This is a genomic window from Streptomyces sp. NPDC044063 (assembly GCF_056434285.1).
Genome location: NZ_JBWKFM010000014.1, coordinates 60,275 through 84,041, shown reverse-complemented (window position 1 = coordinate 84,041; position 23,767 = coordinate 60,275). Strand labels below are relative to the sequence as shown.

Sequence of the window (23,767 nt, the reverse complement as noted above, 5' to 3'; positions counted from 1 at the left end):
GTTCCGCCCGCTGCCCCGCCCGTTCCGCCGGCTCCGCCCGGGCTGCCCATGCCGCAGATGCCCTCGATGCCGACGGTGCCGGGCCCCTTCGCGTTCGCAACGATTTCCGCGCGGGGTCCACGCGCCCGGGCCCGTACCCCCGCGCCCGTGCGCTGGCCGGACCGGACCGGCGCGAGGATCATCGCAGGTATGAGCGACTCGGCAGCGGAGGCCGGCGCTGTCCGCCTCGGTACGCCCACGGGCCGCTGGGTGGTGCTCACGGCCGTCCTCGGCTCCGGCATGGCGATGCTCGACAGCACTGTCGTCAACGTCGCGCTCCCGCACATCGGCGAGGACCTCGACGCGGGCCTGGGCGCCCTCCAGTGGACGGTCAACGCCTACATGCTCACCCTCGCGGGCCTGATCCTGCTGGGCGGCTCGCTGGGCGACCGGTACGGGCGCCGGCGGGTGTTCGTGATCGGCACGGTGTGGTTCGCGCTCGCCTCCCTGCTGTGCGGGGTGGCGCCGGACGCCGGGATCCTGATCGCGGCACGGGCCCTTCAGGGCATCGGCGGGGCGCTGCTCACCCCCGGCTCGCTGGCGCTGATCCAGTCGGTGTTCCACCCCGACGACCGGGCGGCCGCGGTGGGCGCCTGGTCGGGCCTGGGCGGCGTGGCGTCGGCCGTCGGGCCGTTCGTGGGCGGCTGGCTGGTCGACGGGCCGGGCTGGCGCTGGGTGTTCCTGATCAACCTGCCGCTGGCCGCCGTCTGCGTGCCGGTGGCCGTCCGGCGGGTGCCCGAGACGCGCGACCCCTCCGCCGGCGGTAGCTTCGATGTGGCCGGCGCCGCGCTGGGGGCCCTCGCCCTGGCCGCGGTGACGTACGCGCTGATCGCCGCCCCCGACAAGGGCGCCTCGCCCTGGGTCGTCGTCCCTGCTGTCGTCGGCGTGCTGCTGGCCGTCGCCTTCGTGTACGTGGAGCACCGGCGGCCCGATCCCATGCTGCCGCTGGAGATCTTCGCCGTCCGGCAGTTCACGGCGATCAACGTCGTCACGCTCTTCGTCTACGCGGCCTTCAGCGGCTTCTTCTTCCTCTCCGTGCTCCAGTTGCAGGTGGTGCTCGGCTGGTCGGCCCTGGAGGCGGGTACGGCCCTGCTGCCGACCACCGTGCTGATGCTGCTGCTGTCCGCCCGCGCCGGCCGCGTCGCCCAGCGCATCGGCGCCCGCCTGCCGCTGACCGTGGGGCCGCTGCTGTGCGCGGCGGGCATGCTGCTGATGACCCGTGTGGGCGCGGGCGCCCAGTACGTGCGGGACGTGCTGCCCGCCCTCGTCGTGCTGGGCCTGGGCATGGTGGTGCTGGTGGCCCCGCTCACCGCGACCGTCCTGGCCTCCGTCGACGTCGCCCGCGCCGGACTGGCCAGCGGCATCAACAACGCCGCGGCGCGCGCCGCCGGCCTGATCGCCGTGGCCGCGCTGCCGCTGGCGGCGGGGATGGGCCCGGACGCCTACCGCGACCCCGGGGCTTTCTCGGCCGCCTTCGGCCGGGCGATGCTGCTGTGCGCGGGCGCGCTGGTGCTGGGCGCCGCGGTGGCCTGGGGCACGGTCCGCGCCCCCGAACGGGCGCGGTGTCATCCCGAATGCGAATACCACTGCGGGGTCACCTCACCACCGCTCGACCCGGGCGAGGTCCGCGACGAGGCCCGCGACGAGGCCCGCGAGGAGGCCCGCGGCGAGGCGGGGGAGAACACCAGGGGCGACGGCTAGCCCGTCCGGCCCCCGGCCGGCCCCCGCACGGACCGCGGCCCCCGGCGGCCGCTGCGGCAGACTGGGGCCCATGTCCATTCACGAGAACCTTCTCGGGGGCCCGGCCCCGACGCACCTGCCCGACGACCCCGAGCCGCGCGAGCTGCTCGCCTCCGGGGCGGCCCCCGCCGACGTCGCCGCGAAGTACCCGGCGTCCTCGCTCGCCTGGGCCCAGCTCGCCGACGAGGCGTTCGAGGCCGGCCGCGTCGTCGAGTCCTACGCGTACGCCCGCACCGGCTACCACCGCGGCCTCGACGCGCTGCGCCGCAGCGGCTGGAAGGGCCACGGCCCGGTGCCCTTCGAGCACGAGCCGAACCGCGGCTTCCTGCGCGCCCTCCACGCCCTCGCCCGGGCCGCCCAGGCGATCGGCGAGCAGGAGGAGTACGAGCGCTGCTCCACCTTCCTGCGCGACAGCTCCCCGACGGCCGCCAACACCCTGGGCTGACGCCGCCGGAGCCGGCCGGGACCCCGCGGACCGCGCGGGGTCCCGGCCGGCCCAGCTCTTGCGCGAGCGAAGCGCGGGACGCATGATGCGCCCAGGGGACCGGGGCTCCGATGCCGACAGGAAGGAGCGGACCGCTACCCGGGAGCACGCCAGGCCGAGGAGCCCGCGATGTCGCATGCGCAGCCAGCCTTCCCCCCAGCCCTGAAGGGCACCGAGCCGGAGACCGCCGCGTCCCCGAACCTCGAATTCCGGGGCTCGACCCCGTACGAGGACTACGTCCGCGCCGAGGTCCTCACCACCCTCCAGAAGCCGCTCTCCGACGACCCCGGCGAGATGGTCTTCCTGGTCACCACCCAGGTGATGGAGCTGTGGTTCACCGTCGTCGTCCACGAGTGGGAGACCGCGGCGCGGGGCCTGCGCCAGGACGACCTGCCGGTCGTCCTGGCCGCGCTCAAGCGCTCGGTGTACGAGCTCACCTCCCTCAACGCCTCCTGGGAGCCCCTGGCGCACCTGACGCCGTCCCAGTTCAACGCCTTCCGCTCGGCGCTCGGCGAGGCGTCCGGCTTCCAGTCGGCGACCTACCGCCGGCTGGAGTTCCTGCTGGGCGAGAAGTCCGCCGCCATGCTCGTGCCGTACCGCGGCGCCCCGGAGACGTACGCGCGGCTCGACGCGGCGCTGCACGCCCCGAGCCTCTACGACGAGGTGCTGCGCTGGCTCGCGCGGCGCGGCCACGCGGTACCGGCCGCCGTGCTCGACCGCGACCTCACCCAGCGGTACGCCTCCGTCGAGGCGGTCGAGGACGTCTGGTCGGCCGTCTACGCGGGCGACCAGAACAGCGAGGAGTGCCGCCTGGGCGAGGCGCTGACCGAGGTCGCCGAGCTCGTCTGGCGCTGGCGCAACGACCATCTCGTCGCCACGCGGCGGGCGATGGGCGCCAAGGTGGGCAGTGGCGGCTCCGCCGGTGTCGCCTGGCTGGAGAAGCGCGCCGGCAAGCACGTCTTCCCCGAGCTGTGGACGGCCCGCAGCCATGTCTGACGCGACGACGCCCGAGGTGGCCGCTCCCGGTCCCGCCCGCGAGGCCCTGGCCCTGGACGCCGCCGACGAACTGCGCGCCAAGCGCGACGAGTTCGTCCTCGACGACGACACCGTCTACCTCGACGGCAACTCCCTCGGCGCCCTGCCGCGCGCCGTGTCCGGCCGCCTCGCCGACGTCGTCGAGCGCGAGTGGGGGCGGCTGCGCATCCGCTCGTGGACCGAGTCCGGCTGGTGGACCGCGCCCGAGCGCACCGGCGACCGTATCGGCCGGCTCGTGGGCGCCGCACCGGGCCAGGTCGTGGTCGGCGACTCCACCAGTGTCAACGTCTTCAAGGCGGTCGTCGCCGCGGTCCGCCTGGCCGCGCCGGGGGAGGGCCGGGACGAGATCCTCGTCGACGCGGCCACCTTCCCCACCGACGGTTACATCGCCGAGTCCGCCGCCCGCCTCACCGGCTGCCGCGTCCGGGCCGTCGGCGCCGGGGAGATGGCCGCCGCGGCCGGGCCGCGTACCGCCGTCGCGCTCGTCAACCACGTCGACTACCGCACCGGCAGGCTGCACGACCTGCCCGCCGTCACCGCCGCCGTGCACGCCGCCGGGGCCCGGGTGGTGTGGGACCTGTGCCACAGCGCGGGCGCGCTGCCGGTCGCGCTCGACGCGCACGCCGTGGACTTCGCCGTCGGTTGCACCTACAAGTACCTGAACGGCGGCCCGGGTTCGCCCGCGTACCTCTACGTCCGCGGGGACCTCCAGCCGCGCTTCGACTCCCCGCTGCCCGGCTGGAACTCGCATGCCGACCCGTTCGGCATGGCGCCCGGCTACGAGCCCGCCGACGGCGCCGCGCGCGGCCGCGTCGGCACGCCGGACATCCTCTCGCTGCTCGCGCTGGACGCAGCCCTCGGCGTCTGGGACGACGTCGACGTCACAGTGGTGCGCGCCAAGAGCCTCGCCCTGACCGACTTCTTCCTGCGGTGCGTCGAGGCGTACGTCCCGGCGTGGCGCGTCGAGTCCGTCACGCCCGCGGCGCACGCCGAGCGCGGCAGCCAGGTCTCCCTGCGCTGCCCCGGCGACGCGGAGGGGGTCATGGCGGAGCTGATCCGCCGGGGCGTCGTCGGCGACTTCCGCCGCCCGGACGTGCTGCGCTTCGGCTTCACCCCGCTCTACACGGGCTTCGCCGACGCCGAGCGCGCGGCGCGCGTCCTGGGCGAGGTGCTCCGTGCCGCGCCGCCCGGGGAGGGCGGATGAACCCCGCCGCCGAGGAGGAGGCGCTGTTCGGCCTGCCGTACGCGCCGCCCGACGCGACCGTCGCCTACGGCGGGCACCCCAGCCAGGTGGTGGACCTCTACGGGCCGCCCGGCGCCGCGACGCGGGTGACCCTGCTGCACGGCGGTTTCTGGCGCGAGGCGTACGACCGGCGGCACCTGGCGCCGCTGGCCGCCGCGTTGGCGGGGGAGGGGCTGCGGGTCGCCCTCGCGGAGTACCGGCGGGTGGGCGGCGGGGGCGGCTGGCCCGCCACCTTCGACGACGTCGCGCTGGCCGTCGCCGCGGCCCCGGGCCCGGCCGGCGCCCGGCACGTCGTGGCCGGTCACTCCGCGGGCGGTCACCTCGCCCTGTGGCTGGCCGCGGGGCCCGCCGTGGCGGGCCTGGACGGCGTGGTGGCGCTCGCCCCCGTCGCCGACCTGGCCCGGGCCCGTGCCCTCGGGCTGAGCCGGGGCGCGGTCGCCGGCCTCGTCGGCCCGGCCGACGAGGCGGCCGCCGACCCCCTGCGGCTGCCCCCGCCCGGCGTCCCGGTCACCCTGCTGCACGGCGAGGAGGACCGCGAGGTGCCGCCGGCCTTCTCGGCCGCGTACGCCGCCCGCGTCCCGTCCGCCGTGTTCCGCCCCCTGGCCGGCACCGGCCACTACGCGGCGATCACCCCGGGCACCCCCGCCTACGGCGCCCTGCTGGCGGCGATCGGGGGCCGGCCGGAGCCGCGCGGGACCCGGTCCGCGTAGTACTTGAGACGGACCCCCGGAGATCCGCATCCGTGCGGACGACGCGCGCGCCGCGTCTGCCTACGGTGGAGAGCGTGATGGAGACGCATGAGACGAACGGCGGCGGGCTGCGCAGCGAGATGCGCATAGCGAGCGGCCTCATCGAGGGCATCCGGCAGGACCTGTTCACGGACGCCTTCGCCTTCCGGCCGCTGCCGCCGCTGGACCGGGGCACGGGCCTCACCGGCCGGTACGCGCGCTGGCTGCCGCACACCGCCGTCGCGGCCTTCGCCGCCCTGCTCATGTTCGGGGCGCTGGCCTACCGGCCGAGCCCCGGCGGCCTCGCCCTCGCGCTGTTCGCGGGCGCCCCCCTGCTGATGACACTGTTCCGTCCCGTCGGCGCGTGGTGGATGTCACTGGGCGCGTCGTTCGCCTCCGGCGTCCTGCTCGGCGGTCCGCCCTGGACGCCCAGCGGCTTCGTCTCGCACCTCGCCGTGATGACGGTCGTCACGCTCCGCACCAGGCCGCGCGTCGCCGCCGAGATGTGGCTGATCACCGGCGCGTACGGCGCGCTGATGACCATGATCCGCGGCTACGGCTACGACGACGGAACCTGGGAGATGACCGCCGGCTCCGGCGTCGTGCTCTTCGCCGCCGCCGCGATCCGCGGCCTGCGCGAGAGCAAGCGCCAGGTCGCCGCGCAGGCCGCCGTCACCGAGGTGGAGCGCTCCCGGCGCACCGTGCTGGAGGAGCGCACGACGATCGCCCGCGAGCTCCACGACGTGGTCGCCCACCACATGTCCGTCGTCGCCATCCAGGCCGAGGCCGCGCCCTACCGCGTGCAGGACACCCCGCCGGAGCTGGCCGCCGCCTTCCAGACGATCCGGGAGAACGCCGTCGCCGCCCTGACCGAGCTGCGCCGCGTCCTGGGGGTCGTACGGTCGGAGAACCCCGAGGCCTTCGAGGGCCCGGAGGCCCCGCAGCCGACGCTCGCCGCGCTCCCCTCGCTGCTCGGCAACGTCCGCGCGGCCGGACTGGACGTCGAGCACGTCACGACCGGCGCGGTGCGGCCCCTGCCGCAGGGCGTGGAGCTGTCGGCGTACAGGATCGTCCAGGAGGCGCTCAGCAACGTCCTGCGCCACGCGCCGGGCGCCGCGGCGCGCGTCGAGGTGTCGTACGTCCTCGGCGGGCTCGGCCTGCGGATCGTCAACGGCCGCCCGGACCGGCTGGCCAAGGCCTCGCCGGGCGCCGGCCACGGGGTCCTGGGCATGCGGGAGCGGGTCGCCATGCTGGGCGGCGAGATGACCGCCGGGGCCACGGACGGCGGCGGCTACGAGATCGCGGCCTTCCTGCCCGCCGGCACCTCGGCGGAGGCGGCCGCGTGAGCGCCCCGGCACCAGGTCCGACGAACGGCCCGATCCGCGTCCTGATCGTCGACGACCAGATGATGGTCCGCGAGGGCTTCTCCGTCCTGCTGAACGCCCAGCCCGACATCGAGGTGGTCGGCGAGGCCGTGGACGGCCGCCAGGCGCTGGCGCGGGTCGCCGCGCTGCGCCCGGACGTCGTCCTGATGGACATCCGCATGCCGGAGCTCAACGGCCTGGAGGCGACCCGCGAGATCGTCGCCGCCGACGCGGACGCCAAGGTGCTGGTGCTCACCACCTTCGACCTGGACGAGTACGTCTACCAGGCGCTGCGCGCCGGGGCGAGCGGCTTCCTGCTCAAGGACGCCTCGGCCCGGCAGCTCGCCGACGGCGTACGGGTGGTGGCCGCGGGGGAGGCCCTGCTGGCGCCCACGGTGACCAAGCGCCTGATCCAGGAGTTCTCCCGGCTGGGCGCGCCCCGGGCGCCCTCGCAGGAGCGCGTGGGCGACCTCACCGAGCGGGAGACCGAGGTGCTGGTCCTCGTCGCGCAGGGCCGGTCCAACGCGGAGATCGCCGAGGGGCTCGTCGTCGCCGAGTCCACGGTCAAGACGCACGTCAGCCGCATCCTGGTGAAGCTGGGCCTGCGCGACCGCACCCAGGCCGCGGTGTTCGCGTACGAGGCCGGGCTGGTCACCCCGGGTGGCTGAGGGGCGCTCCCCGCGGTCAGCCGCGCGGCAGGGTCAGCCGCCAGGCCTCCGGGTGGGCGGTCCAGGTGCGCGTGCGCACCGGGCCCCGGATGCGGTTGTCGGCGCGGTAGCGGAAGTCCGGGCCGGAGACGGTGACCGCGCGGGCCCGGGCCCGCACCGGCTCCTCGCCCGGCCGCTGCTGGACGACGACCTCGGCCAGCCCCTCCGCCTCCGACACCGCGACACGCCCGACGGGCCGGTCGAGATCCGCCAGCAGCACCCCGTCCGCCTCCACCCGCAGCCGGGTGCACGCGGGCAGCGGGTGCCGCCCGCCGGGGCCGGAGAGCAGGGTCAGGGCCGTCCGGGCGGTCCGGGCGGCCGGCGACCACCACGACTGATGGCCCCCGCCCCCGCCTCCGTCCCCGCCGCCTCCGTCCCCGCCGCCTCCGCCGATCGGTGACCGCCCGGCCGCCGCGCCCTCCACCGCCGCGTCCGCCCCGGCCCCGCCGCCGGCGGGCTCCGGGCCGTCCCTGTGGGCGGCCCCCGCGGGCACCCACAGGCCGCCCAGGACGACGCCGTCGCTGTCGTCGGTCAACAGCCCCAGACGCCGCTCCACGCCGTCCAGAACGGCGCGTGCGGCCGCGACGGCGCTCAGCGGTACGCCGAGCACCCGGGCCACCGAGACCGCCGGGAGCGCGCCCACCGGCACCCAGGCCAGGGGGGCCGCGGCCAGCTCGCGGCGCCGGTGCAGCAGGCCGACGACGCGCAGCAGGGCGCGGTCGTCGCCGATGACGACGATCCGGCGCCGCCCGCGCCGGGCGAGCGCGCGGGCCACCTCCTCCGGGCCGTTCGGCAGGCAGATTTTGGCCACCGCTCCGGCGCACAACACGTCCCGCGCGATCCGCGTGGACTCGCCGTCCACGCGCCTGGCGGCCGGGTCGATGACGACGAGCAGCTGCTGTCCGGTCGGGTCTGCAGCCGACACCTTCGTCCTTCCTCAGGTAATCTCTCGGTGCAAGAGCCCCTGTCGCTGTTGCGCCAGGGGCTTCGTCTATCCGGGGCACCGGTTCGACGGCTCTAGCAGTGGTGAAGGCCCGATTCCCGAGGCCTTCCGCCACCATGTGCACGTTGGACATGCCCCGCCCGGAAGGGGTGTACGCCTGTGCCCGCACTTGTGCTGCTCGGTGCTCAGTGGGGTGACGAGGGCAAGGGAAAGGCCACCGACCTGCTCGGTGGTTCCGTGGACTACGTGGTGCGCTACCAAGGTGGCAACAACGCCGGCCACACGGTCGTCGTGGGTGACCAGAAATACGCGCTCCACCTTCTCCCTTCCGGAATCCTGTCGCCGGGGTGCACCCCGGTCATCGGCAACGGTGTCGTCGTCGACCCGGCGGTCCTGCTCTCCGAGCTGAGCGGACTCAACGAGCGCGGCGTCGACACGTCCAAGCTGCTGCTCAGCGGTAACGCGCACCTGATCACGCCGTACCACACGACCGTGGACAAGGTGACGGAACGCTTCCTCGGCAAGCGGAAGATCGGCACCACCGGCCGCGGCATCGGCCCGACCTACGCGGACAAGATCAACCGCGTGGGCATCCGGGTCCAGGACCTGTACGACGAGTCGATCCTGGAGCAGAAGGTCGAGGCCGCGCTCGACTTCAAGAACCAGATCCTGGCGAAGCTCTACAACCGCCGCGCCATCGAGTCGGGCAAGATCGTCGAGGAACTGCTGGCCTACGCCGAGCAGATCAAGCCGTACGTCGCCGACACCACGCTGATCCTCAACAACGCCATCGACGAGGGCAAGGTCGTCCTCTTCGAGGGCGGCCAGGGCACGCTGCTGGACGTCGACCACGGCACGTACCCCTTCGTCACCTCCTCCAACCCGACCGCGGGCGGCGCCTGCACGGGTGCGGGCGTGGGCCCGACGAAGATCAACCGCGTGATCGGCATCCTGAAGGCGTACACCACCCGCGTCGGCGCCGGTCCGTTCCCGACCGAGCTGTTCGACAAGGACGGCGAGGCGCTGCGCACCATCGGTGGCGAGCGCGGTGTGACCACCGGCCGTGACCGCCGCTGCGGCTGGTTCGACGCGGTCATCGCCCGCTACGCCACCCGCGTCAACGGCCTGACGGACTTCTTCCTCACCAAGCTCGACGTCCTCACCGGCTGGGAGCAGATCCCGGTCTGCGTGGCCTACGAGATCGACGGCAAGCGCGTCGAGGAGCTGCCCTACAGCCAGAGCGACTTCCACCACGCGAAGCCGATCTACGAGATGCTGCCGGGCTGGTCCGAGGACATCTCCAAGGCCAAGACGTTCTCCGAGCTGCCGAAGAACGCCCAGGCGTACGTGAAGGCGCTGGAGGAGATGTCCGGCGCCCCGATCTCCGCGATCGGTGTCGGCCCGGGCCGCGACGAGACGATCGAGATCAACTCGTTCCTGTCGTAGGCGGCACGCGCGCGTGCACGGCGCCCCCCGGTGGCTCGGCCACCGGGGGGCGCCGTCGTCTGTGCGCGCGTCCTCAGGAGGAGAGCCTGCGGTAGACCAGCGAGGCGTCCTTCGTGCCGGAGTCGGAGAAGTCGCGCCGCATCCGGCCGTCGGGCAGCAGCACCAGATCGGACGCCGAGCCCGGCTGGCAGGCCGACGTGGGCATGGCCCGGGTGACGCTGGAGGGGCCCAGGTGCAGCGGGGAGTCCCCGGTGCCGCCGCCGGTGGCGGTCGTGTGCCACGCGCAGACGTACGAGGTGCCGTCGTCCAGGGTGCCGCTGCCGTCGATGGTGACGTCGACGCCCCCGCCCCCGGAGATGGTGATGGTCCGGGTGTTGACGCGCGAGCCGCCGCCGAAGCTCGACTGCCAGGTGCCGAGGTAGGCCTGCGGCCCGGTCGCGGGCGTCGGCGCGGTGCTCGCGCCCCCGGGCGTCGGTGTGCCGGCCGGCGGGGTGGACCCCGGGGCGGAGGAGGCGGCGGGCGAGGCGGCGGACGAGGAGCCCGCGGAGGCACTCGGCGAGGGGCCCGGGCCGTTGTTGTCGTCCTGGGTGGCGCGGCCCACCAGGAAGACCGTGCCGCCGCCCGCGAGGAGCCCGGCGACGACGATGGCCGCCAGGACCCAGGGCCTCTTCGAGCGGGCCGGCGGCGGGGCCGGGAGCCCGTACGGAGCCGGGCCGTACGGGCTCGGGTGGCCGTGGGCCGGGCCCGGCGCGGGCGGCGGCAGCGGCAGGCCGGGCGACGCGGTGGCGGTCGGCGGCTCGACGGGGACCGCGTCGCGGGGCGCGTCGACGCGGGTGGGCGCCTCCGAGGAGGCCGGGGGTATCGGCTCGGCGGAGGAGCGCGCGGGGCTCTCCACGTCGAGCAACTGGACGGCGTGCCGGCCGAGCTGGGCGACGAGGCCCGCCGGCAGCCAGGGGTCGGCGGACCGCAGGTCGCCCAGCAGGTCCTCGACGCCCGTGCGTTCCAGGACCTCCTCGGGCGTGGGCCGCCGCGCGGGGTCCTTGGCCAGGAACGCGGAGATCAGCGGCCGCAGCGACGCCGGCACGCCCTCGAGGTCCGGCTCCTCCTCGGCGATGCGGAACATCAGCGCGTGCACACCGCTGTCCGCCGTGCCGAACGGCATCCGGCCGCTGGCCGCGTAGGCCAGCACCGAGCCCAGGCAGAAGACGTCGCTGGCCGGGGTGACCTGGGCGCCGCGCACCTGCTCGGGCGACATGAAGCCAGGTGAGCCGACGGCGGCGCCGGTGCGGGTCAGACCGCCGTCGGTGACCGTCTCCAGGGCGCGCGCGATGCCGAAGTCGATGACGCGCGGGCCGTCGAGCGTCAGCAGCACGTTGGAGGGCTTGAGGTCGCGGTGGACGATCCCGGCGGCGTGGATCGCCTGCAGGGCGCGCGCGAGCCCGGCGCCGAGGATGCGCACGGACCGCTCGGGCAGCGGGCCGTAGTCGGTGTCGACGACCTGGCGCAGCGAGGGCCCGGCGATGTAGCCGGTGGCGACCCAGGGCACGGCGGCCTCGGTGTCCGCGTCGAGCACGGGCGCGGTCCACTCGCCGCCCACCCGGCGGGCCGACCGGACCTCCTGGCGGAACCGTCGGCGGAACTCCTCCTGGCCCGCCAGCTCCGGCTGGACCAGCTTGACCGCGACCGTGCGGCCCCGGTCGGACCGGGCGAGATAGACCCGTCCCATGCCTCCGGCACCCAGCCTGCCCAGCAGGCGATAGGCACCGAGTTCTCGTGGGTCTTCCGGCGTCAGGGCTTCCATGCCGGCTCTCCTTCCCCCATGTCGCGTCGCGGGGAGAATAGCGGCACGGCAAAGGGCCGGGTATCCGCGCGGTGGACGAGCGCGGTCCCGGCCCGGCCGGCGACCGTCCTCGGGACGGCCGCGAAGCCCCGTTCCTCAGGCCTTCGTCAGGCCTTCCTCAGGCCTTCGTCAGGCCGGAAGGATGTTCTCCGCCTGCGGGCCCTTCTGGCCCTGGGTGATGTCGAAGGTGACCTTCTGACCCTGCTGGAGTTCCCGGTAACCCTGACTGACGATGTTGGAGTAGTGGGCGAAGACGTCGGCGCCTCCGCCGTCCTGCTGGATGAAGCCGAAGCCCTTTTCCGAGTTGAACCACTTCACGATGCCGGTAGCCAAGACGAGCTCCTTATCAGGGGGCGTGCGGCGTAATTCCGCACGCCCGGGGAAAAACGCAAGTGCGCCCGAGGTCACGGACCTTCAGGCGCACATGACAAATGGGTACCAAAACAGCAACCGCAATGGACCGTAGCAGCGCGAATGCCAACGAATTGGGATTTCCCGCACGGCGATTTGCGGGGGCGTGGGCGGAACGTCTCGGGCGCGGCCGCCCGGCACTGTGTCCGCGTGCCGGGCGAGGGGGCGACACAGTGCCGGTACCGGGCCCGGCGGGTGCTTCCGTAGGCTCGACCCGCACGGTCCGAGCCCCACCACCCGTTCCCCGGACGCCGCTTCCTGATCAGAGGTCACGCTCGTGAGCACACAGCCCGATCCCTCCGTCGGCGCCGCCGTGAAGGCGGCCGACCGCGCGCACGTCTTCCATTCCTGGTCCGCCCAGGGCCTCGTCGACCCGGTGGCCGTGGCCGGCGCCGAGGGCTCGTACTTCTGGGACCACGACGGCAACCGCTATCTCGACTTCTCCTGCCAACTGGTCAACACCAACATCGGTCACCAGCACCCCAAGGTCGTCGCCGCGATCCAGGAACAGGCGGGCCGGCTGTGCACCATCGCGCCGGGCTTCGCCGTGGACGTGCGCTCCGAGGCGGCGCGGCTGATCGCCGAGCGCACCCCGGGCGACCTCGACAAGATCTTCTTCACCAACGGCGGGGCCGAGGCCGTCGAGAACGCCGTCCGGATGGCCCGGCTGCACACCGGCCGGCCCAAGGTGCTGAGCGCCTACCGCTCGTACCACGGGGCCACGGCCGCCGCGATCAACCTCACCGGTGACCCCCGCCGCTGGGCGTCCGACACCGGCGCCGCGGGCGTGGTCCGTTTCTGGGCGCCCTTCCTCTACCGCTCGCCGTTCCACGCGGAGACCGAGGAGCAGGAGTGCGAGCGCGCCCTGCGCCACCTCGAGGACACCATCGCCTTCGAGGGGCCGGGCACGATCGCCGCGATCATCCTGGAGACGGTCCCCGGCACGGCCGGGATCATGGTCCCGCCGCCCGGCTACCTCCCGGGTGTGCGCGCCCTGTGCGACCGGTACGGCATCGTGCTCGTCCTCGACGAGGTCATGGCGGGCTTCGGCCGCACCGGCCGGTGGTTCGCCGCCGAGCACTTCGACGTCGTCCCCGACCTGCTGACCTTCGCCAAGGGCGTCAACTCCGGCTATGTGCCGCTCGGTGGTGTGGCCATCTCCGCCGAGATCGCCGCCACTTTCGAGACGCGTCCCTACCCGGGCGGTCTCACGTACTCCGGGCACCCCCTCGCCTGCGCCTCCGCCGTGGCCACGATCAACGCGATGGCCGAGGAGGGGATCGTCGAGAACGCCGCCCGGGTCGGCGACGAGGTCATCGGTCCCGGCCTGCGCGAGCTGGCCGAGCGCCATCCGTCGGTGGGCGAGGTGCGCGGCCTGGGCGTGTTCTGGGCGGTGGAGCTCGTCCGGGACCGGGCCACCCGCGAGCCGCTGGTGCCGTACGCGGCGACGGGCGAGGCGAACGCCCCCATGGCCGCCTTCACCGCCGCCTGCAAGGAGGCGGGCATCTGGCCCTTCGTGAACATGAACCGCACCCATGTCGTGCCGCCGTGCACGGTCACCGACGCGGAGGCGAAGGAGGGCCTGGCGGCCCTGGACCGGGCGCTGACGGTGGCGGACCGCTTCACGGTCTGACCGGTGGCCGGGACGGCACCCGGCGGCGCGGCGGGCGCGAACCGCCCGTACCCGCCCTTACCGACCCGGCCGGACATCCGGTAGCGTTCGCCCTTCCCGTGTGCACGGTCATATATCGCCCGTGGCGGCCCTCGCATATCGTGTCGGGGGCCGTTCGCATGCCAGGCGCGCGGCCACGGAAAAGGGGAGACCAGGAACCATGCCCGGCAGCGAGACTGTCAAGCGCACGACGCTGCGCTCACAGATCGCCGAGGCCCTGCGCGACGAGGTGATCGCGGGGCGGCTCCCGGCGGGCCGGCAGTTCACCGTCAAGGAGATCGCCGAGGCCTACGGCGTCTCGGCCACGCCCGTCCGCGAGGCGCTGCTCGACCTCTGCTCGCAGGGGCTGCTCGACGTGGAGCTGCACCGCGGCTACCGCGTGCGCGAGTTCTCGTACGCGGACTTCCGCGACATGATCGAGGCCCGCACGCTGATCGTCGAGGGCATGTTCCGGCGCTCGGCCGACCGCGCGCTCCAGGCCGCGACGCCCCAGGCGTTGGCCTCCGTGCGCCGCCGCGCGGAGGAGGCCGGGCGGGCCGCGCTGGCCGGCGACCTCGACATCCTCATCGGCTACGACCTGCGCTTCTGGCGGGAGATGGCCGGCCTGGTGGGCAATCCGTACATATCGGATTTCCTGGACCGGGTGCGGGTGCAGAGCTGGATCTTCACGGTGCCGCTGCTGCGGAGCCTTCCCGACCTGCGGGGCAGGCTCTGGCACGGGCACGCCGACCTCGTGGAGGCCGTCGCCTGCCGGGACGTGGCGCGCGCCCAGCGGATCATCGTGGCGTACAACCGCCACTCGCTGGAACTGATCAATGGTCTGACCGCACAGAACGATCAGAGTTCGACCACATAAGGTCGATGTCGCTCTCCGACGTCGACCTACGGAATGTGATTCGCAATGAAGCCGGCACCGGCGCACCCGTCGGATCCCTCCGGGGCGACCCAGGAGCCAGCCGTCGACCTGACGGTGGTCGTCCCCGCGTACAACGAGGAGGACCGGCTCGCCCCGACGCTCGACGCGGTCCGGGCCCATCTGGCGACGCTGGCCCCGCTGCGCTGGGAGCTGATCGTCGTCGACGACGGCTCCACCGACGGCACGGCGGCCGTCACCGAGGCCGCCGCCGCCGAGGAGCCCCGCGTCCGGCTGCTGCGCACCCCCGCCAACCGCGGCAAGGGCCACGCCGTCCGCACCGGCGTGCTCGCCTCGCGCGGCCACCGCGTGCTCGTCACCGACGCCGACCTGGCCACCCCCATCGAGGAGCTCGGCCCGCTCCAGGACCGGATGGACGGGGGCGCCGCGGCCGCCGTGGGCTCCCGGGCCCTGCCCGGCTCGCGGATCGCCGTCCGCCAGAACCCGCTGCGCGAGTTCCTGGGCCGGCTGGGCTCCCGGCTGATACGCGCCGCCGCCGTGCCCGGCATCCGCGACACCCAGTGCGGGTTCAAGCTCTTCGACGGCCCCAAGGTCCGCGCCGCCTTCGCCGGCTCCCGCCTCGACGGCTGGAGCTACGACGTCGAGATACTCCGCTTCTTCCACGAGCAGGACTGGGAGGTCGCCGAAGTGCCCGTCCGCTGGGCCCACCAGGCAGGTTCCAAGGTCCGTCCGCTCGCCTACCCCACCGTCCTCGCCGACCTGGTGCGCCTGCGCCTGCGGGCGGTGCGGCCGGTGCGGGTGGCGATACCCGCGCTCTTCGTGTTCCTCGCGTTCGTCCTCTACAGCGGGCTGTGGGGCGGCCTCGGCGGCGCGTACATAGCCGACTCCGGATCCGACCAGCAGCAGTGGGAATGGTTCTTCGCGGTCACCGCGGACAACGTCGCCCATCTGCGGAACCCGTTCTTCACCGATCTCCAGAACGCCCCGCTCGGGGTCAACCTCATGGCGAACACCGCCATGACGGGCCTCTCCGTGCCGCTGGCACCCCTCACGCTCGCCCTCGGCGCCCATGTCACCTGGGCCGTCGTGCTCACCGGTGGACTGGCCGCCACGGCCTGCTCCTGGTACTGGCTCATCGCCCGGCGCTTCACCCGCTCCCGCTGGGCGGCCGCGCTGGGCGGCGCCTTCTGCGCCTTCGCGCCGCCCATGATCTCGCACGGCACCGCGCACCCGAACTTCCTGGTGCTCTTCGTGATGCCGCTGATCATCGACCGGGCGCTGCGGCTGTGCGAGGGCGGGCGCCCCCGGCGCGACGCCGTCGTCCTCGGACTGCTCCTCGCCTACCAGATCTTCCTCGGCGAGGAGGCGCTGCTGCTGGCCGTCACGGGCCTGCTCCTCTTCGCCTTCGGCTACGCGGTCGCCTCGCCGGACGTGGCCAGGGCCGTCGCCGGGCGGCTGGCGCGCGGCCTGGGAATCGCCGCGCTGGTCGCCGTACCGCTGGTGATCGCCCCCCTCGCCTGGCAGTTCTTCGGCCCGCAGAGCTACCGCAGCGTGCTGCACGGGCAGGTCGGCAACCACCCCATGGCGTTCCTGGAGTTCGCCACCCGCTCGCTCGCCGGCGACGAGCGCGTCGCCGCCTCGCTGTCCCTCAACCGGACCGAGGAGAACGCCTTCTTCGGCTGGCCGCTCGTCGCGCTGACCGTCGCGCTCGTCGTCCACCTCCGCGACCAGCCCCGCGTCCGCGCCCTGGGCTTCACCGCGCTGGCCGCCGCCGTCCTCTCCCTGGGTCAGAACATCCCGCTGCCGGGCACCGACAAGACCCTGCCGGGCCCCTGGCGGCTGCTGGCCGAGACGCCGCTCTTCGAGTCGGTCATCGAGTCCCGCATGGCCATGGTGTGCGCGCCGCCGATCGGCATCCTGCTCGCCCTGGCCTGCGACCGGCTGGCCGTGCGGCGGGTGCGCAGCGAGCGCGAGAGCTCCCGCCGGCTGCTCGGCACGGCCGCCGTCGTGGCGGCCCTGCTGCCGCTGGTGCCCACGCCGTACCGCACCGTCGAGCGCGCCCCCGTGCCCGCGTTCGTCGCCGACGGCACCTGGCGCGACTACGTGCGCCCGGGCCGCTCGCTGGTGCCCGTACCGGTGCCGTCGCCGGCCGACACCGCCGCGCTGGGCTGGCAGGTCGAGGCGGACCTCGGCTTCCGCATCCCCGGCGGCTACTTCAACGGCCCCTGGGGCCCGGACCGCATCGGGATCTACGGGCCCCAGCCGCGCCGGACCTCCGATCTGCTGCGCACGGTCCGCGACACCGGCAAGGTGCCCGCGATCGGCGCGCAGCAGCGCCGCGAGTTCGGCTGGGACCTCGACTTCTGGCGGGCGGACGTCCTCGTCCTCGCCCCGCAGCAGAACGACGCCGCGCTGCGCTCGGCGGTCACCGCCCTCGCCGGCCGGCAGCCGCGCTGGGCCGACGGCGTGTGGGTGTGGGACGTACGGGAGGGCCGCTGACGAGGGCCGCGCCGGCGAGGGCCGGAGCGCGTGCGGAGCGAGGGATTCCATCTGCGTCGGGCCTGTGTGAGAACGGGCTGGGCGGCACTACTCTGGCCCGACCATCGCATGCCCCGACCATCGCACGAACGCGAAAACGAGAGTGAGTCCACGTGGCCTGTGACCTCTGGCTCGTACCCCTTGTCGACGTGCTGTGTCACAGCCCCGACAACCCCTTCGCCGAGGAGATCGCCGCGTACGACAAGGTCCTCGGCGAGGCGGGGCTGCCGCCCGTGCCCATTTTCGGCTACATGCCCGGCCTCTCCGGCGACGTCGCACCGGTCGCGGGCTTCGACTACGACGCGCTGCACTTCCTGCGCCGCGCCCACCTGTTGAACCTGTGCGGTCTCGCCGTCACTCCTGTGGATGAACTCGGCGGCGACTACGAGCAGTTGCTGGAGATGTTCGAGGCGACGGCCCAGCAGTCGCACCTCGTGTGGCACTACGACCACGCGGGCGCCTACGTCCCCGTGGACTTCGCCCACCCGCTCTACAACGACGAACTCCTCGAAGGCGGCGGCCCCTTGGGCTCCAGCCACGGCCTGCTGCGCGAACTCCACTCCGTGGCCCCGGTCCTGGGCATCGACCCGGACAACCCGCCCGCCGCGCCCGCGGCCCCGGACCGCCCGACCACGCTGGAGGAGCGCGCGGCGCCCGCGCCGCACGACGACAGCCCCTTCGCCCGGGAGCGGCATGTGTGGCTGGGGCTGCACGCGGCGGCGACGCGGAGCCTCGGTCAAGGGTCGATGATCGTCTTCAGCTGATGGTGCCCTCGAGCGCCGGACGGGCTGATTCCGCAGCCCGACCGGCGCTTTTTCAGCGCGGCGACTCCGGCGGCCGCTGCCGCGGCATGTTCGGCCGGGTGTGCGGCGGCATCGGGAACCGTCCCACGGGATTGCCGCCCTCGCCCCGGGGGCCCCAGGCCACCAGGGACTGCGTCAGCAGCGGCGCCGGCCCGGCCCGGAACTCCACCATCCAGTCCGCCGTCTCGGCCCGTACGAGCTCCGAGACGTCCTCCGAGAAGCGCCGCAGCACCGTCAGACAGCGCTCGGCGGCCTCGCTGGCGGTGCCCTCCGTCGGGCCCAGCACCTCGCGCACGCACTCCGACGCCCAGTCGAACTGCAACACCTCCAGGCGCCGTTGGACCGCCTGCGCCGTGGCCACAGCCCGCATCCAGCCGGAGGTCAGGCCGAAGTAGCGGTCGCACGCCACACAGGCCACGGCGCCGAGCAGCGCCAGGAACGCCCACGCCGAGCCGGTGCGCAGCACCTTGGTCAGCTCCAGGAGCGGGAGCGCGGCTCCCACCAGGGCGCAGACGGCCGCCGCCAGGCGCAGTCCGCGCGCCCAGCGCCGCTTCCACGCCCGGTCGGTCAGATACCAGTCGGCCAGATTGAGCGCGCCGCCCTCGACCCATCTGTACAGCTCGTCCAGGCGCTCGGCGGGCTCGCCCCAGTCCCCGAGCGGGAAGGTCCGGCCGCGCAGGTCGCCCCGGTGCTTCCCGTCCTGCTCCCGAGGGAGCCCCTCGGGCTGCATCTCAGGCTGGCTCACGCCTGCACTCCCTCTCCGCCGTGTGCGCGTCCACGCGCCCCAACCGTGCTGGCAGCCTCCTTCCTACCGCCGAACGGTTGGCGTTGGGCGCAAGATCCAGCCTTTTCCGTCCGTAAGGGCGGCGGAATCAGGTATAGGAGGCGGGAGGTCATCACCCGAAAGAGTGCGGCCCGGCGGGGGCGTGGACGCCTCCGGGAGGTTCCTACGAGTGGGTGGCGGCACCCGAGTCGTAGTGATCGACAGGACAGGCAATAGGGTGACCCCTGTGAAGGTCCTCGTCATCGGCGGCGGCGCCCGCGAACACGCCCTGTGCCGCTCTCTGTCCCTCGACCCCGACGTCAGCGCGCTGCACTGCGCCCCCGGCAACGCCGGGATCTCCGAGGTGGCCGAGGTGCACCCCGTGGACGCGCAGGACGGCGCGGCGGTCGCAGAGCTGGCCGCGGCGCTGCGCGCGGACCTCGTGGTGATCGGCCCGGAGGCGCCGCTGGTCGCCGGCGTGGCCGACGTCCTGCGCGGGCGCGGCTTCGCGGTCTTCGGCCCGTCGGCCGAGGCGGCCCGGCTGGAGGGCTCCAAGGCGTTCGCCAAGGACGTCATGGCCTCCGCGGGCGTCCCCACCGCCCGCAGCTACGTCTGCGCCACGGCCGAGGAGATCGACGCGGCCCTGGACGCGTTCGGCGCCCCGTACGTCGTCAAGGACGACGGCCTGGCCGCCGGCAAGGGCGTCGTGGTCACCTCCGACGTCGCCGCCGCCCGGGCGCACGCGCTGGCCTGCGAGCGGGTGGTGATCGAGGAGTTCCTGGACGGCCCCGAGGTGTCGCTGTTCGCGATCACCGACGGCGAAACGGTCCTCCCGCTCCAGCCCGCGCAGGACTTCAAGCGCGCCCTGGACGGGGACGAGGGCCCGAACACCGGCGGCATGGGCGCGTACTCCCCGCTGCCGTGGGCCGACCGCGGGCTGGTCGACGAGGTGCTGCGGACCGTGCTCCAGCCCACCGTCGACGAGCTGCGCCGCCGCGGCACGCCCTTCTCCGGGCTGCTCTACGCGGGCCTGGCGATCACCTCGCGCGGGGTGCGGGTCATCGAGTTCAACGCCCGTTTCGGCGACCCGGAGACCCAGGTCGTGCTGGCCCGCCTGGTGACCCCGCTGGCGAGCGTCCTGCTCAACGCCGCCACGGGCAATCTGTCCGCCGAGCCGCCGCTGCGCTGGAGCGACAGCGCGGCCGTGACGGTCGTCGTCGCCTCGCACAACTACCCCGGCACCCCGCGCACCGGCGACGTGATCGAGGGCCTGGCCGAGGCCGCCGAGGTGGAGGACGCCTACGTCCTCCACGCGGGGACCACGCGCGACGCCGAGGGCCGGGTGGTCAGCGCGGGCGGCCGGGTGCTGTCCGTGACCGCGACCGGCGCCGGCCTGGCCGGGGCCCGCGACCGCGCCTACGAGGCGGTCTCCCGGATCCGCCTGGAGGGCTCGCACCACCGCACCGACATCGCGGCGAAGGCCGCCGCTTCGGCCTGAGTCCCCCTTGCGCCCCACCCCCTTGTTCGCCGAACGTCTGTACCGGTGGAGCGGGTCCTGACGGCCCGCGCTCGGGCCTTTGCCCAAAGCCATTCCATCGGGTGAGCGCTCGGCCAACCGGCTGACGTGTGCCGCACCCCCAACTAGGGTGCGGCGAAGGCCCGCTGCGCGTCCGGCAACTGGCCCACCGGCATTGCGATGTCACAGGCCGGTGCCACAGTGGGGGTGGTGAGCGACGCCGACGCCGTCGGCCCCGCGTCCGGCCCCGCGCCGGCACCTGGGCAGAGCACTACAGGCAACTGGGGGTGATCGGTCGTGGCAGGTCCCGAAGCAGGCGTGCTCGCCGCGCGCGCCCGAGCCCTCGCCGTGCTGCGGGTGCGCGGCGCCGCGCTGGCGGTCGCCCTGCTGCCCGCGGCGGCCGCGGTCGTGCTGGCGGCGGGCTCCGCCATGGGCCGCATCCCCGACGACGCCTTCTGGGACGTCGTCCGCCCGGTGGTGACGGCCCTCGCCGTGCTGGCCCTGGTGCTGGCGGCCGGTGTGGCCGGCGTGGTCGCCCGGGCCCGCCCGGCGCTCAGCCCCACCGTCCCGATCCCCGAGGAGACGGCCCCCGACCTCTACCGCCTGGTCCGCGACCTCGCCGACCGGCTCGGCGTCCCGGCCCCCTCGGCCATAGCCCTCACCCCCGACTGCGACAGCTGGCTGGAGGACCGCACCCACCCCGCGCACGCCCCGCCGCGCGAGCGGCTGCTCCCGCGCCGCCGGGCCGGGGCCGCGCCCGTGCTGGTGATCGGCTCGCCGTTCCTGTGGTGGATGCGCGTCGCCGAGCTGCGTGCCCTCCTCGCCCCCGTGGTGGCGGGCACGGGCCCGGCCGCCCACCCCGACATAGCCGCCGCCCGCCGCTTCGTGCGCGGGCTGGACGCCGCCGTGGCGGTGGCGGCCGGCCGGCCCGCGCTCGCGTTCGTCGGCTGGATCGCCCGGGTGCTGCTGCGCTCCTGCCGCGATCACGCCGCCGAGATGGAGCGCGGCGTGGCCTCGGCCGCCTCCGAGCGCGCCCAGGCCGTGGACTACGGCCTGCGGATCGTCGCCCAGGAACAGGTCGGCCTCGCCTACGCCGGCTGGGACCGGCTGCTCAACCGCGTCGCGCTGCCCGCCTGGCGGATGGGCCGCTGGCCCTGCCGGCTGGACGCGGGCGTGGTCTCCGCGCTGACCGAGCTCTCCCGCCGCGACCGGCTGGCCGAGGGCTTCGCCTCCCGGCTGGGCGAGCGCCCCGCCTGCGACCTCCTGGAGGAGCCGGGCCTCATCGACGAGGCCGCCTCCCTGCTGGCCGCCCGGCTCTTCCACGGCGGCCCGCCCGAGCCGGGCCCCGACTGGGCGCCCGTCAGCTGGACCCAGTACCCGGAGGAGGTGGTGGACCGCAAATGGCGGCTGGAGGCCGCCCGGCTCCACCGCGTCCTGGAGGACATCGGCGCCTGCGGCGCGCTGTCCGCCACGCCGGACGGCAACAGGCCCCCGTTCGTCCCGGACGCCACACCCGCCGCGCCCACCATCGCCCGCGTCCTCGACCGCCTCACCGGCCCGGCGGGCGGCGGCGTCGGCGAGGAGCTGGAGGTGCGGCTGAGCGCCGAGGTGGCCCGCGACGCGGCCCGCGAGGCGCACGCGGCCGAGCGGGGAGCCTTCGGCGCGGCGGCCGGCTCCTGGATCGACGGACTGGCCCCGCTGTTCCCGCTGCAGCCGCCGCGCAGCGGCCGCGAGCTGCTCACCGACCATGTGACGGCCATGGTCTGCTGCGCCGCCGTGGACACCGCCGGCGCCGCCCCCGGCCTGGACTGGCTGGACGGCCCGGCCCTGCTGATCGGCGGCGCCCGCCGCGCCGATCTGTCCCGCACGGTCCTGAGCCTCATCGAGGACGGCGACGGCGAGCCGCTGCGCGCCTGGCTCGGCGAGATCGGAGTGCGCCCGGAGAAGCCCGTCCGGCTGGGCTAGCCCGGGCGCCGGCGCCCCGGAGCGCCGTCACGGACGGTGAAGCGGTGACTCTGCGTAGAGGCAGAGCCATCACTTCCGGGGAATTTGCCGACGAACAGTGACGAGCCGGGTGTGTCCTGTGATCTGCTGGGAAACCGAATGGGTATGCGGTGATCCAGGGGAGGGAGAGCGCACATGGGGATGGAGCAGATCCGGCGCTGGGAGTCCGGGGCGCTCGCGCACGCGGTCTCCGACCCCTTCGGTCAGGGTCCGCTGCCCTGGCTGCGCGGCGGGGAGTACTACTTCGACGACACCGGCCAGATCATCCCCTGGTACGTCGACCCGGTGGTCGCCCCGGCCGGCGCCCGCGTCCCGCCGCCGCGCCGCCCCGGGCCCCGTACGGCCGACGACGTCCACTGCCAGATCAAGGGCTTCGCGACCGAGAGTGCCGTGGCCCCCGGGGAGGCCATGGACTTCCGGATCACCGTGGACCCCCCGCAGCAGTTCGCCGTGGACGTCTACCGCATCGGCCACTACGGCGGCGTCGGCGCCGCGAAGATCACCACCAGTCCCCGGCTGTCCGGCATCGTCCAGCCCCCGCCGCTCACCGTGGACCGCACGGTCTCCTGCCACCACTGGTGGCTGTCCTGGCGGCTCCAGATCCCGTCCTTCTGGAGCACCGGTGCCTATGTCGCGGTCCTCACCACGGCCGACGGCTACCGCAGCCACATCCCCTTCACGGTCCGCGACACCGCCCCCGCCGACCTGCTCCTCGTCCTCCCGGACATCACCTGGCAGGCCTACAACCTCTACCCCGAGGACGGCCGGACGGGCGCCAGCCTCTACCACGCCTGGGACACGGACGGCCGGCTCCTCGGCGAGAAGGGCGCCGCCGTCACGGTCTCCTTCGACCGCCCCTACGCGGGCGCCGGCCTCCCGCTGCACGTGGGCCACGCCTACGATTTCATCCGCTGGGCCGAGCGCTACGGCTACGGCCTCGCCTACGCCGAGACCCGCGACCTCCACGCCGGACGAATCGATCCGGCACGCTACCGGGGCATGGTCTTCCCCGGCCACGACGAGTACTGGTCGCCCGCCATGCGGCGCGCCGTCGAGGACGCCCGCGACGCCGGCACCTCGCTGGTCTTCCTCTCCTCCAACACCATGTACTGGCAGGTCGAGCTCGCTCCCTCGCCGGCCGGCCCGGACCATCTGCTGACCTGCCGCAAACGCCGCGGCCCCGGCCGCTCGGCGCTCTGGCGCGACATGGCGCCCCCCGAACAGCAGCTGCTGGGCATCCAGTACGCCGGCCGGGTCCCCGAGCCGGCCCCGCTGGTCGTCCGCAACGCCGGCCACTGGCTCTGGGAGGCCACCGGCGCCGGCGAGGGCGACGAGCTGCCCGGCCTCGTCGCGGGCGAGGCCGACCGCTACTTCCCCCGGACGGCCCTGCCGGAGCACACCGGGCGCATCCTCCTCGCCCACTCCCCGTACGAGGACGGCGACGGCGTCCGCCGGCACCAGGAGACCTCGCTGTACCGCGCCCCCAGCGGGGCCCTGGTCTTCGCCTCCGGCACCTTCGCCTGGTCCCCGGCCCTGGACCGGCCCGGCCATGTGGACGCCCGGATCCAGCGGGCCACGGCCAACCTCCTGGACCGCATCTGCAAACGCGCCTGACCC

Annotated in this window: 19 protein-coding genes and 1 pseudogene; 15 read left to right on the top strand and 5 right to left on the bottom strand. The window is 74.5% G+C overall.

All coding sequences use genetic code 11. The features are described from left to right. Positions 1–182, bottom strand: a pseudogene (locus tag AC07BS_RS19015) (hypothetical protein); the annotation flags it as partial. 7 nt (positions 183–189) lie between these two features. Between AC07BS_RS19015 and AC07BS_RS19010 the strand changes: the two are divergent. From AC07BS_RS19010 to AC07BS_RS18980, 7 genes are all read left to right on the top strand, one after another. Beyond that, positions 190–1,740: an MFS transporter gene (locus AC07BS_RS19010; RefSeq protein ID WP_478933294.1), complete on the top strand. Its 1,551-nt coding sequence runs from the start codon at positions 190–192 to the stop codon at positions 1,738–1,740. 70 nt (positions 1,741–1,810) lie between these two features. Then, positions 1,811–2,224, top strand: a complete 414-nt coding sequence (locus AC07BS_RS19005; protein WP_478648911.1) for a DUF3151 domain-containing protein — start codon at positions 1,811–1,813, stop codon at positions 2,222–2,224. Between the two features lie 168 nt (positions 2,225–2,392). Then, on the top strand, positions 2,393–3,259 hold the full coding sequence (locus AC07BS_RS19000; RefSeq protein ID WP_478648909.1) for a tryptophan 2,3-dioxygenase family protein: 867 nt from the start codon (positions 2,393–2,395) through the stop codon (positions 3,257–3,259). Beyond that, positions 3,252–4,502 (top strand): kynureninase, encoded by a 1,251-nt coding sequence (kynU, locus tag AC07BS_RS18995; RefSeq protein ID WP_478933291.1) that lies wholly within the window; start codon positions 3,252–3,254, stop codon positions 4,500–4,502. Before AC07BS_RS19000 ends, kynU begins: the two co-directional genes overlap by 8 nt. After that, positions 4,499–5,251: an alpha/beta fold hydrolase gene (locus AC07BS_RS18990; protein ID WP_478933289.1), complete on the top strand. Its 753-nt coding sequence runs from the start codon at positions 4,499–4,501 to the stop codon at positions 5,249–5,251. Before kynU ends, AC07BS_RS18990 begins: the two co-directional genes overlap by 4 nt. A gap of 77 nt (positions 5,252–5,328) precedes the next feature. Then, positions 5,329–6,615 carry a sensor histidine kinase gene (locus tag AC07BS_RS18985; protein WP_478649238.1) on the top strand — a complete coding sequence of 429 codons (1,287 nt, stop codon included), beginning with the start codon at positions 5,329–5,331 and terminating at the stop codon, positions 6,613–6,615. Next, on the top strand, positions 6,612–7,301 hold the full coding sequence (locus tag AC07BS_RS18980; RefSeq protein WP_478648901.1) for a response regulator: 690 nt from the start codon (positions 6,612–6,614) through the stop codon (positions 7,299–7,301). Before AC07BS_RS18985 ends, AC07BS_RS18980 begins: the two co-directional genes overlap by 4 nt. A 16-nt stretch (positions 7,302–7,317) precedes the next feature. Here AC07BS_RS18980 and AC07BS_RS18975 read toward each other — a convergent pair whose 3' ends face one another. After that, a complete protein-coding gene (locus AC07BS_RS18975; RefSeq protein ID WP_478933287.1) occupies positions 7,318–8,265 on the bottom strand; it encodes a diacylglycerol kinase in 948 nt (315 codons plus the stop codon). A gap of 177 nt (positions 8,266–8,442) precedes the next feature. Here AC07BS_RS18975 and AC07BS_RS18970 point away from each other — a divergent pair, with 177 nt between their 5' ends. Beyond that, on the top strand, positions 8,443–9,729 hold the full coding sequence (locus tag AC07BS_RS18970) for an adenylosuccinate synthase (protein ID WP_478648896.1): 1,287 nt from the start codon (positions 8,443–8,445) through the stop codon (positions 9,727–9,729). Positions 9,730–9,802: 73 nt separating this feature from the next. Here the strand turns inward: AC07BS_RS18970 and AC07BS_RS18965 are convergent, their stop codons facing one another. Continuing rightward, positions 9,803–11,530, bottom strand: a complete 1,728-nt coding sequence (locus tag AC07BS_RS18965) for a serine/threonine-protein kinase (RefSeq protein ID WP_478933284.1) — start codon at positions 11,528–11,530, stop codon at positions 9,803–9,805. Positions 11,531–11,698: 168 nt separating this feature from the next. After that, positions 11,699–11,902, bottom strand: coding sequence for a cold-shock protein (locus AC07BS_RS18960; protein ID WP_190063543.1), 204 nt, complete (start codon positions 11,900–11,902; stop codon positions 11,699–11,701). A gap of 355 nt (positions 11,903–12,257) precedes the next feature. On the opposite strand from AC07BS_RS18960, the gene AC07BS_RS18955 reads away from it, so the two are divergent. The 4 genes from AC07BS_RS18955 to AC07BS_RS18940 all read left to right on the top strand — a co-directional run bounded on the left by AC07BS_RS18955 (position 12,258) and on the right by AC07BS_RS18940 (position 17,828). Continuing rightward, on the top strand, positions 12,258–13,613 hold the full coding sequence (locus AC07BS_RS18955) for an aminotransferase class III-fold pyridoxal phosphate-dependent enzyme (RefSeq protein ID WP_478933283.1): 1,356 nt from the start codon (positions 12,258–12,260) through the stop codon (positions 13,611–13,613). A 199-nt stretch (positions 13,614–13,812) separates the two neighbouring features. Continuing rightward, the gene (locus AC07BS_RS18950) at positions 13,813–14,508 is read left to right on the top strand and encodes a GntR family transcriptional regulator (RefSeq protein WP_478648887.1); all 696 of its coding nucleotides are present in this window, start codon (positions 13,813–13,815) and stop codon (positions 14,506–14,508) included. Between the two features lie 45 nt (positions 14,509–14,553). After that, entirely contained in the window at positions 14,554–17,025 is a 2,472-nt protein-coding gene (locus AC07BS_RS18945; RefSeq protein ID WP_478648885.1) for a glycosyltransferase, read from the top strand. A 152-nt stretch (positions 17,026–17,177) separates the two neighbouring features. Continuing rightward, complete coding sequence (locus tag AC07BS_RS18940) at positions 17,178–17,828, top strand: hypothetical protein (protein WP_478648882.1); 651 nt, start codon at positions 17,178–17,180, stop codon at positions 17,826–17,828. A 52-nt stretch (positions 17,829–17,880) separates the two neighbouring features. Here AC07BS_RS18940 and AC07BS_RS18935 read toward each other — a convergent pair whose 3' ends face one another. Beyond that, on the bottom strand, positions 17,881–18,597 hold the full coding sequence (locus AC07BS_RS18935) for an SLATT domain-containing protein (protein ID WP_478933407.1): 717 nt from the start codon (positions 18,595–18,597) through the stop codon (positions 17,881–17,883). A gap of 280 nt (positions 18,598–18,877) precedes the next feature. On the opposite strand from AC07BS_RS18935, the gene purD reads away from it, so the two are divergent. The 3 genes from purD to AC07BS_RS18920 all read left to right on the top strand — a co-directional run bounded on the left by purD (position 18,878) and on the right by AC07BS_RS18920 (position 23,764). Continuing rightward, on the top strand, positions 18,878–20,128 hold the full coding sequence (gene purD / locus AC07BS_RS18930; protein WP_478933405.1) for a phosphoribosylamine--glycine ligase: 1,251 nt from the start codon (positions 18,878–18,880) through the stop codon (positions 20,126–20,128). A gap of 315 nt (positions 20,129–20,443) precedes the next feature. Next, complete coding sequence (locus tag AC07BS_RS18925) at positions 20,444–22,111, top strand: hypothetical protein (RefSeq protein WP_478933280.1); 1,668 nt, start codon at positions 20,444–20,446, stop codon at positions 22,109–22,111. Positions 22,112–22,285: 174 nt separating this feature from the next. Next, positions 22,286–23,764, top strand: coding sequence for a N,N-dimethylformamidase beta subunit family domain-containing protein (locus AC07BS_RS18920; protein WP_478933278.1), 1,479 nt, complete (start codon positions 22,286–22,288; stop codon positions 23,762–23,764). The last annotated feature ends 3 nt before the right edge of the window (positions 23,765–23,767 follow it).

Coding starts and splice junctions, on each gene's coding strand:
- AC07BS_RS19010 (WP_478933294.1), top strand. CDS start 190: ATGAGCGACTCGGCAGCGGAGGCCGGCGCTGTCCGCCTCGGTACGCCC.
- AC07BS_RS18985 (WP_478649238.1), top strand. CDS start 5,329: ATGGAGACGCATGAGACGAACGGCGGCGGGCTGCGCAGCGAGATGCGC.
- AC07BS_RS19000 (WP_478648909.1), top strand. CDS start 2,393: ATGTCGCATGCGCAGCCAGCCTTCCCCCCAGCCCTGAAGGGCACCGAG.
- kynU (WP_478933291.1), top strand. CDS start 3,252: ATGTCTGACGCGACGACGCCCGAGGTGGCCGCTCCCGGTCCCGCCCGC.
- AC07BS_RS18990 (WP_478933289.1), top strand. CDS start 4,499: ATGAACCCCGCCGCCGAGGAGGAGGCGCTGTTCGGCCTGCCGTACGCG.
- AC07BS_RS18920 (WP_478933278.1), top strand. CDS start 22,286: ATGGGGATGGAGCAGATCCGGCGCTGGGAGTCCGGGGCGCTCGCGCAC.
- AC07BS_RS18945 (WP_478648885.1), top strand. CDS start 14,554: ATGAAGCCGGCACCGGCGCACCCGTCGGATCCCTCCGGGGCGACCCAG.
- AC07BS_RS18965 (WP_478933284.1), bottom strand. CDS start 11,530: ATGGAAGCCCTGACGCCGGAAGACCCACGAGAACTCGGTGCCTATCGC.
- AC07BS_RS18950 (WP_478648887.1), top strand. CDS start 13,813: ATGCCCGGCAGCGAGACTGTCAAGCGCACGACGCTGCGCTCACAGATC.
- AC07BS_RS18935 (WP_478933407.1), bottom strand. CDS start 18,597: ATGCAGCCCGAGGGGCTCCCTCGGGAGCAGGACGGGAAGCACCGGGGC.
- AC07BS_RS19005 (WP_478648911.1), top strand. CDS start 1,811: ATGTCCATTCACGAGAACCTTCTCGGGGGCCCGGCCCCGACGCACCTG.